The organism is Paenibacillus sp. BR2-3 (assembly GCF_046529485.1).
Taxonomy (GTDB): Bacteria; Bacillota; Bacilli; order Paenibacillales; family Paenibacillaceae; genus Paenibacillus_AQ.
The window spans coordinates 956,701-973,644 of record NZ_CP126311.1 but is presented as its reverse complement, the minus strand read 5'-3'; the positions used below and the strand labels follow the sequence as shown (position 1 = coordinate 973,644).

16 protein-coding genes are annotated in these 16,944 nt (G+C 48.4%); 3 read left to right on the top strand and 13 right to left on the bottom strand.

What is annotated here, in order from left to right; genetic code table 11:
- Nucleotides 1–29: 29 nt before the first annotated feature.
- Nucleotides 30–1,439, bottom strand: a complete 1,410-nt coding sequence (locus tag PaeBR_RS04595) for a deoxyguanosinetriphosphate triphosphohydrolase family protein (protein ID WP_410513715.1) — start codon at nucleotides 1,437–1,439, stop codon at nucleotides 30–32.
- Between the two features lie 207 nt (nucleotides 1,440–1,646).
- On the opposite strand from PaeBR_RS04595, the gene PaeBR_RS04590 reads away from it, so the two are divergent.
- A complete protein-coding gene (locus PaeBR_RS04590; protein ID WP_410513714.1) occupies nucleotides 1,647–2,681 on the top strand; it encodes a substrate-binding domain-containing protein in 1,035 nt (344 codons plus the stop codon).
- Nucleotides 2,682–2,752: 71 nt separating this feature from the next.
- On the opposite strand, the gene modB is transcribed toward PaeBR_RS04590, so the two are convergent.
- The 10 genes from modB to PaeBR_RS04540 form a co-directional block, all read right to left on the bottom strand.
- Nucleotides 2,753–3,415 carry a molybdate ABC transporter permease subunit gene (modB, locus tag PaeBR_RS04585; protein WP_410513713.1) on the bottom strand — a complete coding sequence of 221 codons (663 nt, stop codon included), beginning with the start codon at nucleotides 3,413–3,415 and terminating at the stop codon, nucleotides 2,753–2,755.
- A gap of 35 nt (nucleotides 3,416–3,450) precedes the next feature.
- Entirely contained in the window at nucleotides 3,451–4,245 is a 795-nt protein-coding gene (gene modA, locus PaeBR_RS04580) for a molybdate ABC transporter substrate-binding protein (protein ID WP_410513712.1), read from the bottom strand.
- Between the two features lie 173 nt (nucleotides 4,246–4,418).
- Entirely contained in the window at nucleotides 4,419–5,312 is an 894-nt protein-coding gene (nikC, locus tag PaeBR_RS04575; protein WP_410513711.1) for a nickel transporter permease, read from the bottom strand.
- Nucleotides 5,313–5,323: 11 nt separating this feature from the next.
- Nucleotides 5,324–6,328 (bottom strand): ABC transporter permease, encoded by a 1,005-nt coding sequence (locus tag PaeBR_RS04570; RefSeq protein ID WP_410513710.1) that lies wholly within the window; start codon nucleotides 6,326–6,328, stop codon nucleotides 5,324–5,326.
- A 120-nt stretch (nucleotides 6,329–6,448) separates the two neighbouring features.
- Nucleotides 6,449–8,116, bottom strand: coding sequence for an ABC transporter substrate-binding protein (locus PaeBR_RS04565; RefSeq protein ID WP_410513709.1), 1,668 nt, complete (start codon nucleotides 8,114–8,116; stop codon nucleotides 6,449–6,451).
- A gap of 102 nt (nucleotides 8,117–8,218) precedes the next feature.
- Nucleotides 8,219–9,211 carry an ABC transporter ATP-binding protein gene (locus PaeBR_RS04560; protein WP_410513708.1) on the bottom strand — a complete coding sequence of 331 codons (993 nt, stop codon included), beginning with the start codon at nucleotides 9,209–9,211 and terminating at the stop codon, nucleotides 8,219–8,221.
- Entirely contained in the window at nucleotides 9,208–10,197 is a 990-nt protein-coding gene (locus PaeBR_RS04555) for an ABC transporter ATP-binding protein (protein WP_410513707.1), read from the bottom strand. Before PaeBR_RS04555 ends, PaeBR_RS04560 begins: the two co-directional genes overlap by 4 nt.
- 242 nt (nucleotides 10,198–10,439) lie before the next feature.
- Nucleotides 10,440–11,405, bottom strand: a complete 966-nt coding sequence (locus PaeBR_RS04550) for a helix-turn-helix transcriptional regulator (protein WP_410513706.1) — start codon at nucleotides 11,403–11,405, stop codon at nucleotides 10,440–10,442.
- A 202-nt stretch (nucleotides 11,406–11,607) separates the two neighbouring features.
- Entirely contained in the window at nucleotides 11,608–12,327 is a 720-nt protein-coding gene (locus PaeBR_RS04545) for a hypothetical protein (protein ID WP_410513705.1), read from the bottom strand.
- Between the two features lie 171 nt (nucleotides 12,328–12,498).
- Nucleotides 12,499–13,203, bottom strand: a complete 705-nt coding sequence (locus tag PaeBR_RS04540; RefSeq protein WP_410513704.1) for a M50 family metallopeptidase — start codon at nucleotides 13,201–13,203, stop codon at nucleotides 12,499–12,501.
- Nucleotides 13,204–13,345: 142 nt separating this feature from the next.
- Here PaeBR_RS04540 and PaeBR_RS04535 point away from each other — a divergent pair, with 142 nt between their 5' ends.
- Nucleotides 13,346–13,831 carry a hypothetical protein gene (locus PaeBR_RS04535; protein ID WP_410513703.1) on the top strand — a complete coding sequence of 162 codons (486 nt, stop codon included), beginning with the start codon at nucleotides 13,346–13,348 and terminating at the stop codon, nucleotides 13,829–13,831.
- A gap of 52 nt (nucleotides 13,832–13,883) precedes the next feature.
- A complete protein-coding gene (locus PaeBR_RS04530; RefSeq protein WP_410513702.1) occupies nucleotides 13,884–14,591 on the top strand; it encodes an AIM24 family protein in 708 nt (235 codons plus the stop codon).
- Between the two features lie 114 nt (nucleotides 14,592–14,705).
- Here PaeBR_RS04530 and PaeBR_RS04525 read toward each other — a convergent pair whose 3' ends face one another.
- Nucleotides 14,706–15,161, bottom strand: a complete 456-nt coding sequence (locus tag PaeBR_RS04525; protein ID WP_410513701.1) for a Dps family protein — start codon at nucleotides 15,159–15,161, stop codon at nucleotides 14,706–14,708.
- A 167-nt stretch (nucleotides 15,162–15,328) separates the two neighbouring features.
- A complete protein-coding gene (locus PaeBR_RS04520) occupies nucleotides 15,329–16,801 on the bottom strand; it encodes a potassium/proton antiporter (RefSeq protein ID WP_410513700.1) in 1,473 nt (490 codons plus the stop codon).
- Nucleotides 16,802–16,944: the final 143 nt, after the last annotated feature.

Sequence of the window (16,944 nt, the reverse complement as noted above, 5' to 3'; positions counted from 1 at the left end):
GCATCGGAGGCTTTTATCTATACTTCTATTTAATCCAAATCGTAAATTGACCCTACCTTGAGCCCGTACAGCTCGTTGTATATTTTCTCGGCAAAAGCGTCCGTCATCCCTGCTATATAATCGATCACCATGTGCTCCCAGGTCCAGATCGGCTTGGCTTGCTGTTGATCCTTCTCAAAGCGCTGCAGCCAATCGGTCGGGATAATCGATTTGGAGGTATCGGGATCAAGAAACGCTCCCCACAGCCGCCGCAAAATCCATTCACTTCTTTTTTGCAGCCGCTGCACACGCAGATCCCGGATCATTGTCACCCAGGCAAAGCTCTTGAGCACACTCACCGTACGCAGCATATCCTCGTCTTCTTTGCCTTCCTTAATGAAGGTAACCTTCTTCCAGTCATCATCCGCAATAACACCGAGACTGGCGACGAAGGTGCTGACCCAATAAGCCTTCACTTCGCGGCGGGTGCGGGAGTAATCATTCTCACACGTCGGCATTTTCTCTGTCCATACGCGCAGAAACGAGGTCAGCACTTCCTCTACTTTCGTACGGATACCCGCTTCAGTCCAATCTTTCCAGAAGGAGTCCTCCAGCGTTGTGATTTTCTCGACAATCAGCCGCTGGATATATGGATCATGCATGAAATGATCATGCACCTCGATTTTGCCGGCCTTGATGCCGTCCTCCAAGTCATGCGCGGAATAAGCGATATCATCGCATAGATCCATAAGCTGGGCTTCCAGCGTCTTTTTGCCTGCCGGTATTCCCCACTGGCTGCGGATTTCAGAGATATAGTCCCATTCGTGCAGGTACATGCCCTTTTTGAGCACCGTTCCGGGAAAAGGATATTTATTTATCCCCAGCAGCACAGCGTCAGACAGGTTCAGCCCATCAATATTCTCGCGTTTCTCGAGAAACATAATCAGACGGAAGTTATGCGCATTGCCTTCAAAATGCTCATATTTCCGCTTCATATCTTCATGAATAAGCAGCTTTTGCGCCGGATCGGCTCCCGTCAGGCTGGCCGCCCGGATGGTCTTTTCTTCAATAAGATTATCCAAAATGTTATCGAGCACTTCTTCCCCTTTGTGACCAAAAGGAGGATGGCCGAAATCATGCGCAATGGCCGCACATTCCACAACCTCCGGATCAATGACTAGCCCGGGGTTTGAGGCCTGTCCTGTCTCCACCTCCGGATAGGATCGCAGCAGGCTTTTGGCCGCTTCACGGGCAATCTGTGCCACTTCGAGGGAATGAGTCAGACGCGTACGATAATAATCCCCCGTTCCAGCGCCGAACACCTGGGATTTACCCTGCAGCCGACGAAAGGTCGGCGAATGAATCAGGCGTGAATAATCACGCTCATAAGCGGCGCGTGAAGTTTCCAGGCGGGTTATCTCCGGATACTGGCGGTGCTCTCTTTTCTCAATTAATGTCATATCCGTCATCCCTATCTCTACCAAGCTATATTTTGTTATTTATTATAAGTCATTTTCTTAAAAAGTTTCATGTTAAAAAAACAAATTATATGGAAAGCCATCGTGCCTTATTGCGCCATCGGAGTAAATAGAGTAGTGTTTTGCATAGAATAGTTGCAGACGGCACGGCAAATATAAATTTATAATCGTTACCCCAGGAGGAACGTAATGTCTCAGGAAACATCCTATACGACGGAAGAAATAGCCCAGCTGCTGAAGATATCAAAATTGAAAGTATATGATCTGATCAAAAAAGGCGAGCTTCCCTCTTACCGGGTCGGCAAACAAATGCGTGTCGACGCTTCGGATTTGGAAGCGTATAAACAGCATTCGCGAAGCGGCTCGGCTGCCCGGAATGCCGGGTCAGGGATGACACAGCCTGCGTCACCGACTGGATCAACGGCTGGATCACCGCCTCCTTCAGCAGCTCCTGCTCCGGTTCCGGCACTGCCGCTGCATTCCGCTGCTGCACAGCTCGGCAAATCGGCTGGACGCAGCATCGTCATCACCGGCCAAGACATGTCGCTGGATATTCTCGCAACGTACCTGGAACGAAGCCTGTCAGCTGACCGTCCTCTTCGTTCCTATGCCGGAAGTCTGGACAGCCTGATTGCTATGTACCATGGAGAATCGGATATCGTCAGTACGCATTTGCTCGATGGGGATACGGGAGAATACAATCTCCCCTATATTCGCAAGCTGCTCGTCGGTTTTCCGTATATTGTCGTGCACATGCTGACGCGGAGTGCGGGCTTTTTTGTACAAAAAGGGAACCCGAAAGGAATAACATCGTGGGCCCACTTACAGCAGGCGGGGCTTACGCTGATTAACCGGGAGCGCGGGTCCGGCGCACGTGTGCTGCTCGATGAGCAGCTGCGTTTGCTTGGTCATTCACCGTCAGACCTGATGGGCTATGAAACGGAGGAGAACAGTCATCTTGCGGTAGCAGGTAAGGTAGCGCGGGGCGAAGCCGATGTTGGCATCGGTATTGAGAAAGCGGCCAAAATTGTGGAGGGCATTGATTTCATTCCACTTATTCAGGAGCGGTACGATCTGGTTATGCTCAAGAAGCCGGAGAATAAGCTATGGATCGATTCAGTCATTGAGATTCTGCGCTCAGCTTCCTTCCGCAGTGAGCTCGGTTCGATTCATGGGTATGACCTTAGCTCATCAGGGAATGTTGTTTACGAAACGTTATCCTAGTAAAAAACAAAGACCCTCCTCCGCTATTAGGCGAGGGATGGTCTTATTGGCGTTCCTGTACTTTCACCGAATCAGGCACTACGGTTTACAAACATAAGCATCACAGCGGAAATGGCGATTATGGAGCACACCCACATCCAGGCGAGGGTCATGTTACCCCCGTCTACGGCTACATATATAGCTGTTGGGACGGTCTGTGTACGGCCCGGAATATTTCCGGCTACCATGATCGTGGCCCCGAATTCTCCAAGACCGCGGGCAAAGCCCAAGACATAGCCAGCAGCAAGAGAACGGCTGGCTAGTGGGAGTGAAACATAACGCAGCACCTGAAGCTCGCTGGCTCCCTGAGCCCGGGCCGCATCCTCCAAATCGCGTTCAACCTCTTCAAAACCTGTCTTAACCGTGCGGTATACTAACGGAAAGGCTACAACAACGGCGGCAATTACTGCCGCACCCCAGGTGAAAAGAATCGTCTGCTCCGTGAATTGCTCATATAGCTTCCCAATCCAACTGCGTCGTCCCAGGATTACCAATAGAAGGAAACCAAGCACAGTGGGCGGCAGGACTAGCGGGAGCAGCAACACCGTTTCCACCAAACTTCTGCCGGGAAACTTCCGGTGTGCCATCGCTTTGGCAGCAGCAGCAGCCAGGATAAAGACGATTATACTCGTAATCACAGAGATTTTGACCGAAAGCCATACCGGAGCCCAAAAGTCAGTCCAATTTATCTCCATATCTCATTCAACCCGCTTATTTCATTATTTGTGGTTTATGGAAGCAGAAATCCATAGCTTGTGAAAATATCGAGTGCTTCCTTGGTTTGAAGGTAGCTATACAAGGCCTTTGTCTCTTCCAAATTCTTGGTATCCTTAACAATTCCAGCCGGATAGTTAATCGCTTTGTGTACATGCGTACCTACCGTAAGAGCTATTCTCACCTTTTTGGAAGTTAATGCATCTGTCTTGTAGACAAAGCCTGCATCCGCATTTCCCGTTTCCACGTAAGATAGCACCTGTCGAACATCCTTCGCAAATACCAGTTTACTTTGCAGCGTATCCCATACCTTTTTGGTTGTCAACGACTGTTGTGCATATTGACCTGCCGGTACCGATTCCGGTTGTCCCACAGCGACCTTCTTAAATGCTTTATCTGTTAACTGTGTAATCGTCGTTAGCTTAACCTTGGAATCAGCTGGAATAACAACAACCAATTGGTTTTTAAGCAGCACTTTGTGGTCGGTAATCAGGCCGCCATCGACCAGGGCATTCATTTGTTTGTCTCCGGCAGAGAGGAAAAGGTCAGCCGGTGCTCCTTGCTCAATTTGCTTTTGCAGCGTACCGGATGCTCCATAGTTGAATACGAGGTCAATATCAGGATGAAGCTTCTCATACTTAATGGAAATTTTGTCCAGGCTGTCCTGTAAACTTGCTGCTGCCGAAACAATGATCTCAGTTTTCTTAGGCGCGGCTTCTACGTTTCCCTCAGGTGTTATTGAAGACAGACCTACGAACAGAACGACTCCCAGTATGATTACCAGCATACCAACCAGATATTTCTTTACCATTTCCCATTCCTCCCAAATATGAAGCTTTTATTTATTTAGGTGATTCTAGCACATACAAATGAATTATTCTATATGTTTTGTTATGTTTGTATATATTTAATTATAAATAGATATAAACAATAAAAAAACAGCCTTCCAAACGGTTTCCCGTCTAAAAGGCTGTTTGGGTATATTTAGTTCTTCATACGTGGATCGAGGATGTCGCGCAGACCGTCGCCCATCAGGTTGAATCCGAGTACGGTCAGCATGATGGATAGGCCCGGGAAAAACACCGTCCAGGGTGCCTTTTGAATGAATTGCCGTGAATCCGAGAGCATTTTACCCCATTCCGGATCAGGGGGCTGGGCACCAAGTCCGAGGAAACCGAGCGCGGCTGCTTCAATAATTGCAGTTGCAATACCCAGCGTCCCCTGAACGATAATCGGTGTCAGGCTGTTCGGCAAGATGTGACTGAACAGAATACGGCTGTTCTTCATCCCGATGGCTCTTGCGGCTGTAATATATTCCTCTGATTTCAGGCTCAGCACCTTCGCCCGCACAAGACGGCCGTAGGTGGGGATATTGACGATAGCAATGGCGTAGAGCGCATTTTGCAGTGAAGGTCCAAGAATGGCCACGATCGCGATAGCGAGCAGTATACTCGGAAAAGCCAGCAAAATATCGAACATCCGCGAGATAAGCATATCTACCCATTTGCCATAAAAGCCGGCCAGCACTCCGAAAAGAGTACCTACGATAATCGAGCCGATTACCGAGAAAAATCCGACCCACAGCGAGATGCGGGCGCCATAGATAACACGTGTGAACAGGTCTCTTCCGAGGTCATCCGTGCCAAACCAGTGGGCCGATGACGGTGCCTTCAAACGATTTACCAGTTCCTGATCTTTAAAGCCATAGGGTGCAATAAACGGCGCCAATAGTGCTATCAGCACAAAAAATATAATGATGCAAAGCCCGACCATCGCTGTCTTATTCTTACGGAAGGCCTTCCACGCATCGCGCCAAGGACCGGAACCCTTTTCGGCAGGTACGTTCGGGGGTGTTGCATGGATTGCTGCCTGTGCCATAGGTTCACCCCTCACTTGTAATTGATGCGCGGATCAATAGCGGCATACATGAGATCCACAAGCAGATTAATAAATACGAAGATAAAAGCAATGATCAGAATTCCCGTCTGGATAACGGGATAGTCACGCGAGCTGATCGCTTCAAATATATACCTTCCCACGCCGGGCCAGGCAAAGATCGTCTCTGTCAGCACGGCCCCGCCAAGTAGTGCGCCCGTTTGCAGACCGATAACCGTCAGTACGGGGATAAGCGCGTTCTTGAGGGCATGCTTGTACACGACAAGAAATTGCGACAATCCCTTTGCCTTTGCCGTACGGATATAATCAGAATTCATAACCTCCAGCATGCTGGAGCGGGTCATCCGGGCGATAATCGCCATCGGAATCGTTCCGAGAGCAATACTTGGCAGTATCAGGTGCTTAATGACGGTCCAGAGCTGGCCCCAGTTTCCCGCCAAAATAGTATCAATGACATACAAATTGGTGATACTCTCCACCGGATTCCGCTGATCCATCCTCCCGATCGAGGGAAGCCAATGCAGCTTCAATGCAAATATCAGCTGTTCCATAAGCCCCAGCCAGAAGATCGGCATGGAAACCCCGATGAGCGCAATAATCATTGCCGTATAATCGAACCATGAGTTTTGCCGCCAGGCGCTCAGAATACCCGCATTCACGCCTACAAAAGTGGCAAACAGCATGCTTGCAGTCGTAAGCTCCAATGTAGCCGCCAAATAAGGCATAATTTCCTTGACGATCGGTGTTTTGGTACGAATCGAGGTGCCAAAGTCACCTTGTAATAAATCACCCATATAGTTAAAATACTGCTGCAGCCAAGGCTTGTCGAGACCGAGCTGCTCCCGCAGCGCCTGCTTGGATTGCTCCGTTGCTTTTTGCCCAAGGATCGTTTCTGCCGGATCGCCGGGAATGGCATGAATGATGGAAAAAACGATAATCGTCATCCCGATCAGAACAGGAATCAGTACCATGACACGTTTTAATAAGTAGGAATTCAAGTCGGCTCACCTTCCAAAGGTGTAATGGTAAACTACCCCACACAGTGGAGCTTTTGCTTCGAGGATCCAGAACATAACTTACCGCCGCTGTTCGCGGCGGCAAGCTGACTCCGTATTCTGCTATTCGAAGTATACTTCGCTGTAATATTCCGTACCTGTTGGACCCGAAACGAATCCTTTCAGATTAGCTTTAGCGGCCAAAAGCGGTGTTGTATGCACAAGCGGAACCCAAGGCGCATCTGCTTTGATGATTTCCTGGGCCTGTTTGTACAGATCCGAACGCTTGGTTTGATCCGTTTCCTTCTGAGCGTTCACCAGAATGGTGTGCAGCTCTTCGTTCGCATAGAACGCACGGTTGTTGCCCGGGATTGCATCCTTATCCAGCAAGGTGTAGATAAAGTTATCAGGGTCGCCATTATCGCCAGTCCAGCCAAGCATGAAGATATCATCCTTTTCGCCGGCTTTTGTGTCATCCAGGTAAGTAGCCCATTCCGGAGACTCGATAACTGTTTTCACGCCAATTTTTTCCCAGTCTGCTTGAATGGCTTCAGCAACCTTCTTGCCGTCAGGCATGTAAGGACGGGATACCGGCATAGCATACAGGGTTACAGTATCCGGCAAACCGTTAGGGTAACCAGCTTCTGCCAGCAGCGCCTTTGCTTTGTCCAGATCATATTCGTAGTCCTTCACGCTGTCGTTATAGCCCCACAGTGATGGCGGCATGGGGTTGATTGCCGCTTGTGCTTGACCTGCAAAGAAAGCATCAATGATTGCTTGTTTGTTGACTGCATGATTCAGCGCTTGTCTTACTTTCACATTATCAAAAGGCTTTTTCTTAAAGTTGAAGCCAAGGTAGGCTACATTGAACGGTGGGCGTTCGATCTTTTGCAGTTCGGTGTTGCCTTCGAGCGTTGACAGATCATCCGGGCTCAGATCTTCCATCAGGTCGATTTCACCGTTCTGCAAAGCATTAAAGCGTGCCGAGTTATCCGGAATGGAGCGCACGATCACTTTGTTCAGCTTCGGCAATCCTTCCTTCCAGTAATTAGGGTTCTTATCCAATGTAATGGAATCGTTATGTTTCCACTCTGTGAAGACGAACGGACCTGTTCCAACCGGCTCATTCTTGAAGTTTTCTTTCTTCTCCTGAATAGCTGTAGGGCTGGCGATACCGAAAGAGGTCATTGCGATATTTTGCAGGAATGGCGCCTGCGGCTGGTTCAGTACAAATTGAACGGTAGTCGCATCAACAGCCTTTACTTCTTTGATTACACGACTGCCGTCAGGTCCGAACATGGAATCAAAATAGTCGAAGGAATCTCCCTCAAATTTGAAGGCACTGGCCGGATCGCTCCAGCGCTTAAAGTTGAATACTACAGCGTCCGCATTGAAGTCCGTACCATCGTGGAACTTCACGCCCGGGTGCAGCTTGAAGGTGTAGATTAAGCCGTCAGCCGATACTTCCCAGCTGTCAGCCAGTGAAGCCTGAACTTCAGAGGTGCCGGGTTTGTACTCCAGCAAGGAATCGAACACCTGATGAGCGATCTTCAAAGATTCACCATCAGTTACAATGGCCGGATCAAGCGATGCTGAATCTCCGCCCCGACCTACAATCAATGTGTCTTGTGCTGTTGCCGCAGCATCCGGAGAGCTTTCCGGTGCGGTAGTAGCCGCTGCATTTCCCCCTGTGTTTCCTTCTGTGTTAGCGGAATTGTTTCCTCCACAGCCGCTCAGCGCAAATGCCGCGCTCAGCATTAATACCAATGCAAGATGGCTCCACTTCTTCATCTCTAGAAAACTCCCTTCTCCCAATAGAAAGTATTAACGCGTTTATATGCAGCCGCGTCAAAGCGCAGCCATAAACCAAGGCTAAAATACAATTAAAAGTGTTTAAGCGTGCTGAATTCTTACAGCCTCATCGTACAAATGGCAGGCTGTAAGATGTCTCGATTCTGTCTCTAGCAGCGGCGGCCTTACATTTCGGCACACGTCCATCACCTTTGGGCAACGCGTGTTAAAAGCGCAGCCTACCGGCGCATTCGCGGGACTCGGTACCTCACCCTGCAAAATAATACGCTCCTTGCGGAGATCCGGATTCGGCTCCGGTACGGCGGATAGCAGCGCCTGTGTATAGGGATGCATCGGCTGGGCATAAAGCTTGTGCTTGTCAGTAATTTCTACGATTCTGCCCAAATACATAACAGCTACCCGGTCGCAGATGTGCTTCACAACACTTAGATCATGAGCAATAAATATGTAGGTCAATCCAAATTCACTCTGCAGATCCTGCATCAGGTTAATAACCTGAGACTGGATGGATACGTCAAGTGCAGAGACAGGCTCATCAGCGACAATAAGCTTAGGCTGCAGAGCCAGCGCTCTGGCAATTCCGATACGCTGCCGTTGTCCCCCCGAGAACTGATGCGGATAACGCTGCAAATGCGCCTTCGCGAGTCCGACCACATCGGCCAGCCGCTCAACAGCAGCCCTGCGTTCCTTGGCATCGCCTACGCCGTGCACAATCAACGGTTCTTCCAGAATACGCTGCACCGTGTTGCGGGGATCAAGCGAGGAGAAAGGATCTTGAAATACAATCTGCATTTCCCGGCGCCGTCTGCGCATTTCTTCTATAGTAAGCTTGGTGATATCCTGTCCCTCGAACCAAATTTCTCCCGCCGTGGGCTCAATCAATCTAAGAAGCGAACGGCCGGTCGTGGATTTGCCACAACCGCTTTCCCCTACCAGACCAAAGGTCTCCCCTCTGTTTACCGAGAAGGAAATATCGTCCACTGCCTTGACGAACCCTTGGGCTTTATTGAAGAATCCCTTGTTGATCGGATAATACTTTTTGAGGCCCTTGACCGTAAGCAGACTCTCACTCATACTGCATCCTCCTGTTGACTTTCATGCAGCCAGCATCTGCAGCTGTGACTTTCTTCCTGCAGGGTCAACTGCGGAATTGACTGATGGCAAATGTCCATAACATGCGGACATCTGGGTGCAAAACGGCAGCCTTTCATATCATTGCTAAGGATGGGCACATTGCCTGGAATGGAATACAGCCGCTCGCGTGTCTCTTCCATTCTTGGTACAGATTCGATCAAACCTCTTGTATAGGGATGAAGCGGATTATTGAAAATATCGTGCACACTGCCTTCTTCCACTACCTTGCCGGCGTACATAACAGCTACACGGTGGCACATTTCCGCTACCACACCCAAGTCATGGGTGATCAGCATAACCGCTGTGCCCTGCTCTTCATTCAAACGCCGGATCAGATCCAGAATCTGCGCCTGTATCGTTACGTCAAGAGCAGTTGTCGGTTCGTCGGCAATCAGCAGCTCCGGATTGCAGGAGATCGACATGGCGATCATTACTCTCTGTCGCATCCCGCCCGACAACTGGTGCGGATACTCATCGATAATAGCCTCCGGTCTTGGGATGCCTACCTTGCGAAGCATCTCTACCGCATGCTCTTTTGCTTGTTTTTTGGAGAATCCCCGGTGCAGGCGTACCGTTTCTATAATTTGTTGACCCACGGTAAACAACGGATTGAGGGAGGTCATCGGTTCCTGAAATATCATCGATACGGCATCACCCCGGATTTTTCGCATTTCCTTCTCTTTCAGAGGCACGATATCCATGCCTTTGAAATAGATATGCCCGCCTATGATTTTACCGGGCGGATTCGGAACGAGCTTCAGTATAGACAAGGATGTAACGCTCTTGCCGCAACCTGATTCCCCAACTATACCGAGCACCTCGCCGGGATTCACATAAAGATCAATGCCGTCGACAGCTGGAATCTCACCTCGATCGGTAAAAAAATGGGTGTGCAGATCCTCTATTTTCAGAATGGGCTGGATCAAGGGAATACCTCTCTTCTGGTTGAAAATTGAACGCAGGTCAAATGCCGGGAAAGAAAAACTCTCTAGATCAGAGAGATTGTTTAACCTGACACCGTATGATAGAAATAATACCTTCAATCATCTATCATGTTATTTTTTATAACATTACTATATATAATCGTGTCCGACAAGGAAAATTTATGAAAAAGATTTATCCCATTTGTTTATGGGTGTAAATCCAAAAAAAAGGAGAAAGACTATCGCTATTTATATAGCGACAGCCATTTCTCCAATTGATAACGCATGACATCCCGGTAATAGAGAGGCTCCAGGATCTCGGCTTCCTCTTCAAGACAGGAAATCCAGCTGATAAATTGAATATCCTGCTCAAGTGCAACCGCAAAATGGAGACAGCGGCCCTGACGGTCAATTTTGATCGGCTGAATATCCATCTCCTCTATTTTTAATCGCTCCAGCAGAAGCTCTGAAAATTTCACTTTGAATTCCACCTGCAAACTGTCCTGGTCCAAGGACCATTTCTTTTTCAGAAAGGTTTGCAAATTAAAGTGATCCTTGGAGAAGCTCCGGGGCTGGGGCTTTACGTTGGAAAAACCGTTTATATGAAAGGTTCGAATAAGTCCAAATCGGTGACAGTAACCGATAAGATGAAACCGGTTTTCAAGTGGAACCAGGCAGTAGGGATCAATTAAAGTACCATACTCCTCATGGGCATTTTCGCTATAGTCGGCCTGAATGCTCCTCTGCTTCAGAACGGACCCCAGAATTTCTGTCAGAAATGGAGACTGCTCCTGCTGATAGCTGTTTTTTTCCATCCGGTTTGAACCCGTTTCTTTTTTGGCGCTCTCCATCTTTTCTTCCTTATCCGCCTTTAGCTTATATTCAGCTGCCATGACTTTTTCATAGGCACCCTCAAAGCCATCCGGCATCAGGGGTTTAATATCTTCTATTATAGAGCTAATTTGTGAAAAAGCGGCCGCTTCTTCTTCCGACCAATCCAAGGGATAAAGTGCAAAATTTCCGATAAATGTATAACCTTTACCGTGTCCCAAATGGGTGATAGGGATATGCATCGCGCTAAGGGCATCCATATCCCGGTAGATCGTTCTCTCACTGGTGCCGCACCTCTCCGCCAGCTCACGGGCCAGAATACCTGGCTTGGCTTGAATAAGCGTAATAATGCGCATTAGCCGGATTAATCGGTCTGTCATATTCAGTTCCCCTTGATCTAAGTAAAATAGACTCGGAATTTCATGATTTACTAGTTATATGTATCTATAACTAAGAATGTAGTTCGCATATTCGAACTCCAGATAGAACTATTTTACTATATTTCCACAATATTATCTTACATTCTTCGTTACCTTCCTTTTCCTAGAATAGGGATAAGGTCATGTATGTATCGGCCTTGTTTCATTTGTGCACATCACAAGCAGCCAGGATCATATCTTGCTCTTCTGTTAATTTATGTATGGGCATGGACTCCAAGGCACTCTTTCTGTACATATTTTCAGCTTCTCTCAGCAGCAGCATATCCCCGGAACGTGCAGCCAGAAGCAGCAGTTTATCAGCCTGGCGGGTCATTAAATCCCGGGCCTTGTTCTGCTGACCCTGGCTGCTGAGCAGCGCCGCCTCTTCAAAAGTAGCTTCCATTTTCAGCAGCTCCAAATGCTTTTCTACATGGAAGCAGCAGGATTCCTGCAATACTCCGGTATGATGGCTGTATTCAAGACTTAATTTTTGGACGGGAAGCTCACGGATACGCTCACCGGGCGGCTGTTTATAAAGCCACTGCAGCCAGACTGCATCATGTGTGCCCGAAGGTGCAGCTTTCAGGGTGAATTCCAGAGCGATATATTTTCTTTGTCCCGAGTGGATTTTGCCAAGCTGGAGCAGAAACGACCGTTCATCACCCGGTTTAGCCTGGCAGCCGTGCAGCCCGGTCAGGAATACGTGCGACTCAAGCCAGATCCGCAGCTCAATATTGCGTGCAGCTACTTTATGGTTTCTTTTTCGTCCGGCTTCCGGTGTAGAAACGCCGCGCCATTCAATAAGCAAAACAATGTTTTGCGCTCCACCGGCAAAAATATGATCCTTGCTCCATGTAAAAAACGGTTGAATACTTGCTTGCATATTTCCACCTCTTTCTTTTTTTGGGTCTTATAAATAATGTACCAATAATGGTGGACAACTCCTTGTCATGGAATATATGTTCGCTTTGATAATATCGACAAAAAAAGAGCCAACCCACCAAAAAAGTGTGCTGCTCTTAGATAAAATATCACAGACAATGCAAACAGATGGTTATTGAACCTGTTTTTTGTCTGATTTTGCCGAAAAATATCGTGTCCGGGAATGCTGAAGAAAAAATCCAATGGCCCGTTTGGCACATAGTAAAGAGAAGGCCAAGAATAGTAATGCCCATAATAAAGCAGGCAGCGGCGTGAGCCGGGCCAAATTACCGGCATCCCCTGCACCTGAAGGGGAAAATAGAGACGCCGTTACCAAAAACAGTGGCCCAAGAACCGACTCTTCCAGCGTCAGAAATGCCAGGAGCAGATAATAAAACTTTTGCACTCCTTTACCGGCCAGCACCATGATGATATTCAACAAAATGAATCCGCTTAACCAAAGTACGCCAAACCCACCCCGCACATACAGCAGCAGCATAATCAACGCAATCCCGCTTATGAGCAGCAGCCCCCAATTCCGCCTTCCCTTGGCATATAGATAAAAAATTAGCAGGGCAAATAAAGACGCTGCCGGATAACCGGCTAAGGATACCCCTATCGCTTTCCCTCCAGCCTGGATTGCCGAGTAGGTCACGCCGCTATGATTTGCATATAATTCAATTCTCAGCACTCTCCCCGATAACAGCAGTGTAACCAAAGCGTGACCGAACTCATGGATCATGGTATCCAGATTACGAAACAGGGAGGAAAAAGGGATCAGTCTGGTCAAAAAAGCCGACCCGGCCAAAAACAGTATGGTTTTGAGCCATTTGCTCATGATTATTCATCTCCTTTCCGTCAAAGTATACGATAAGCAGCACTACTTCTCAAAGACAGCAACTTTTACCGTTATCTGTCGGACGTTGTCATGCTATGTTAAAATATAAGCAATATCAGTATACATCAGGCGGTGAATATAGATGAAACTACCATTTAGCCGTTTGACCCGGCTGCTGTTGTCAATCCTCTTCCTGCTTGCGTTGTCAGCCGCTCTTAAGGTCCCTGCTGCACAAGCGAATTATTTCAGTGATTTATATGAGGGTCTGCAGCAGTTCTCGGAGCTTCCAGGTGAGGTAAACCAATTGCAGGAGAGCTATGAACAGACCGTGGAAGAACTCGAGAAAACGAAAAATGAGCTTGGAGCCACCAAAGATCAATTGGGACAAACCATAGAAGATATGGAGAGCTACCGTACCCAGAACGCAGCCCTCATGGAACAAAACCGTCAACTGACACAGGTTGTCGATCAGCTAAAGGACGACCGCATTGCCCGGGAGAACTATTTGCATAGAATCAAGATCACCATATTGACGGGAGCCGGCCTTATTCTCTGCTATTTTATTCTAATACGTTTGATCCGCTTCCGCATGCGCCACCGCTCCAGTAAAGGAGACCGGCTGCGTTAACCGAAAAGCTTGGCGGTAAGAGACTAGGGTCAAAAGAACAGGGGGTTAAATAGTGAATGTTGATGTCCAGGATATAGGCGGCAACGGTAGCGGACAGGCACTGGCCTTCACGATCTTGGAGAATGAAGAGATCTACGTGCTGCATCCGCAGCAGATTATTGCCTATCAAGGCCCTTCTTCGGGGCGGGCGGACAGATTTATGGATGTGAAGGGGATGTACCGCAAGCGTAAGCTGATCCGGGCAGAGATGTCGGGGCCCTGCCGGTTTGTCGCTGCGCTCCCCCCAGGGTATAGAATCAAAACCTTGCAGCTTGACGGGAAAAGCGACCTTCTCTATGATTTCAGGCATTTATTCTATTACAGCAAGGGTGTCGAGATGCAGACACGGGTGCTGAGTATGAAGAATATGTTTGTCACAAGGGATGTCGTGAAGGTTAAATTCTCCGGCAAGGGCAGTATCGGCATCCTTACGGAAGGGACGGTGTCCGAGGCAGCACTCGATCCGCTCGATCCGCTGTATGTAGATGCAGGCAGTGTTATTGCCTATCCGGAGAATGCGAAGCTGGAGCTCACCGTGTACGGCAATCACCTGGCCAGCCAACATATGAGCTATCACTGGAAAATGACAGGAAAGGGTCCCGTACTGTTTCAGGCCGGGCGGCAAAATCGACGGTTTGAGCGGGATACCAATGATAGCGACGGAATCATCAAGCGGTTTCTGCGGGAAGTCCTGCCCTTTGGCGGGGTGTTCATTAAGTAAGTCTTAATGCATACCCAAAAACATACAGGGGCCGGTTAGGAGTCTGTTTATGACTCCTAACCGGCCCCTGAGTTTTGTTTATCGAGGGTTTTATACCTCCGGACTTAAATCTTCTTAGCCGAGGTAAGCATTCAGCATCCAGGAATGCTTCTCCACACTGGTTCGGATACCGATCAGCAGGTCGGCAGTCGGCTGGTCGCTCTGCTCTTCTGCTTGGGCAATCGCAGCCTTCAGCTCTTCCGCTACGGTAGTGAAGTCTTTAACCAGCTGACTCACCATTTCCTTGGCATCCTCACCGCCGCGTCCTTCCTGCAGCTCGGAGAGGGCCAAGTACTGCTTCATTGTGGAGGCTGGTTGTCCACCAATAGCAAGCAAGCGCTCTGCCAACTCGTCCACATAACCGGCAGCTTCATTATAAAGCTCTTCAAATTTAGCATGCAGTGTGAAGAATTGCGAACCGCTCACATACCAATGGTAATGATGCAGCTTTACACCCAATACGGTCCAATTCGCGGTCTGGCGGTTCAACGCAGCTTGCAGTTCGGTCTCACTTTTCAATTGTGTAGTCATTAATAAAACCTCCTATAAATCATATATTTGTTAGTGTATTTAGACTTATTCCAAATCTATATACAATGTAACACAAATCTACTTTTCCTGCAATCTGATCTCTGAATTTTGTTGCTGTAGATTTTAGCACAGCATTCCCTGGTGTGAATGTTATGTGTATCACACCTTTAGCCCAAGGACTGACTCTGCGCCGCCCTCCCCGGTTCGTTCCTGAATAGCGCCTGCGTCTCTTCCCGCTTCGTTTTCGGACAAAGGACGTACAAAATATCGCCCGGTGTAATCACCGTACTACCGTGCGGGGCAACAATGTGGTTATTACGTATAATCGCGGTGAACAAAATATCATCAGGCAGATTCAGGCTGGAAATTTGCTTGCCCGCAATCGGCATATGCTCTTCAATTCGAATATGATTGAATTCCGAATTTGTTTTGCCGAGAGCGACCAGCTCCATAAGAGACAGCGCGGGCCCTTCTTTTCCCACGAGCTTTAACCGGGAAGCCAGCGGAGAAATCGTTGTTCCCTGAATCACCGCCGAGGTTAGTACGACAAAGAATACGACATTGAAAAAAAGCCGACCCTGATCAAGCCCGGCCAGCAGCGGATAGGTAGCCAGCACAATCGGAACCGCTCCGCGCAGACCTGCCCAGGAGATCAGTGTCTTTTCACGGAATGAAAATTTGGCAAAAAACAGACTTATATAAACTCCTGCCGGTCTGGCAACCACCATTAGAATAACCGACAGCAGAAGCCCCTCCCAGGCAATATTCGCCAGCTCCTGGGGAAAAACAAGCAGACCGAGCAGGATAAACATGGCAATCTGCATCATCCAGGCAAAGCCGTGATTGAAATTCATAATGGTACGGTGATAAGTAAGCTCAGAATTACCCATGACAAGGCCCAAAACATACACGGCAAGCAGACCGCTGCTGTGCGTTTGGGCGGCTAAACCATAGGTTAACACCGCGAAGCCTATGGCCATGACGGGATAAAGACCGGAGGAATCCAAATTGATTTTATTAATGAGATACACAGCGAGCTTACCCAGCACAAGCCCCAGCAGCAGCCCTATGCCCATCTCCCATACAAAGGATGCTATTAAGCTCCACAGAGCCGTATTCGGATGCTGAATCCACTCGATCAGAGAGACTGTAAGGAAGACAGCCATAGGATCGTTGCTGCCGGATTCCGCCTCCAGGGTAGAGGTAAGGCGTTTATCAATATTTTTACCCCCAAGTACAGAGAATACGGCCGCTGCATCCGTTGAACCGACTATAGCTCCGAACAACAGGCTTTCCGCCCAAGGCACATCAAGAATAAGCTTCGCGAATACGCCTACAATCCCTGTGGTCAGCAGCACACCGATCGTAGACAAGGATAAAGCCGGAAGAATAACGGGCCGGATATCCTTCATGTGCGTCTGCATCCCCCCCTCGAACAGGATTACAATCAGGGCGAAAATACCGGCTATTTGCGTTAACGATGCATTGTTAAAATAGACAAAATGGCTGAGAACCATACCTGCGGCTATAAAAAGCACAAGTGCAGGCATGCCGAACCGGGCGGAAAACTTGGTTGAGAGAACACCAATCAGTAAAAGTGCGGCCAGTAATAAAATAATATTATCTGCAAGATGGGTCATCGTATTCTTCACCCCTTCCTTAATTACGGTTATTACCCAAAATAGTATTGCACTGAGACATAGGATTATACGATCAGACAGCCCCTTGCCGGGTCTTTAGCGGGAAAAGCAAAAAACCTCGGGGCAGCTATACTGCACCGAGG

Excerpts from the sequence above, each read along its gene's own strand:
- PaeBR_RS04595 (WP_410513715.1), bottom strand. The coding sequence starts at position 1,439 with ATGACATTAATTGAGAAAAGAGAGCACCGCCAGTATCCGGAGATAACC.
- PaeBR_RS04590 (WP_410513714.1), top strand. The coding sequence starts at position 1,647 with ATGTCTCAGGAAACATCCTATACGACGGAAGAAATAGCCCAGCTGCTG.
- modB (WP_410513713.1), bottom strand. The coding sequence starts at position 3,415 with ATGGAGATAAATTGGACTGACTTTTGGGCTCCGGTATGGCTTTCGGTC.
- modA (WP_410513712.1), bottom strand. The coding sequence starts at position 4,245 with ATGGTAAAGAAATATCTGGTTGGTATGCTGGTAATCATACTGGGAGTC.
- nikC (WP_410513711.1), bottom strand. The coding sequence starts at position 5,312 with ATGGCACAGGCAGCAATCCATGCAACACCCCCGAACGTACCTGCCGAA.
- PaeBR_RS04565 (WP_410513709.1), bottom strand. The coding sequence starts at position 8,116 with ATGAAGAAGTGGAGCCATCTTGCATTGGTATTAATGCTGAGCGCGGCA.
- PaeBR_RS04560 (WP_410513708.1), bottom strand. The coding sequence starts at position 9,211 with ATGAGTGAGAGTCTGCTTACGGTCAAGGGCCTCAAAAAGTATTATCCG.
- PaeBR_RS04550 (WP_410513706.1), bottom strand. The coding sequence starts at position 11,405 with ATGACAGACCGATTAATCCGGCTAATGCGCATTATTACGCTTATTCAA.
- PaeBR_RS04545 (WP_410513705.1), bottom strand. The coding sequence starts at position 12,327 with ATGCAAGCAAGTATTCAACCGTTTTTTACATGGAGCAAGGATCATATT.
- PaeBR_RS04540 (WP_410513704.1), bottom strand. The coding sequence starts at position 13,203 with ATGAGCAAATGGCTCAAAACCATACTGTTTTTGGCCGGGTCGGCTTTT.
- PaeBR_RS04535 (WP_410513703.1), top strand. The coding sequence starts at position 13,346 with ATGAAACTACCATTTAGCCGTTTGACCCGGCTGCTGTTGTCAATCCTC.
- PaeBR_RS04525 (WP_410513701.1), bottom strand. The coding sequence starts at position 15,161 with ATGACTACACAATTGAAAAGTGAGACCGAACTGCAAGCTGCGTTGAAC.
- PaeBR_RS04520 (WP_410513700.1), bottom strand. The coding sequence starts at position 16,801 with ATGACCCATCTTGCAGATAATATTATTTTATTACTGGCCGCACTTTTA.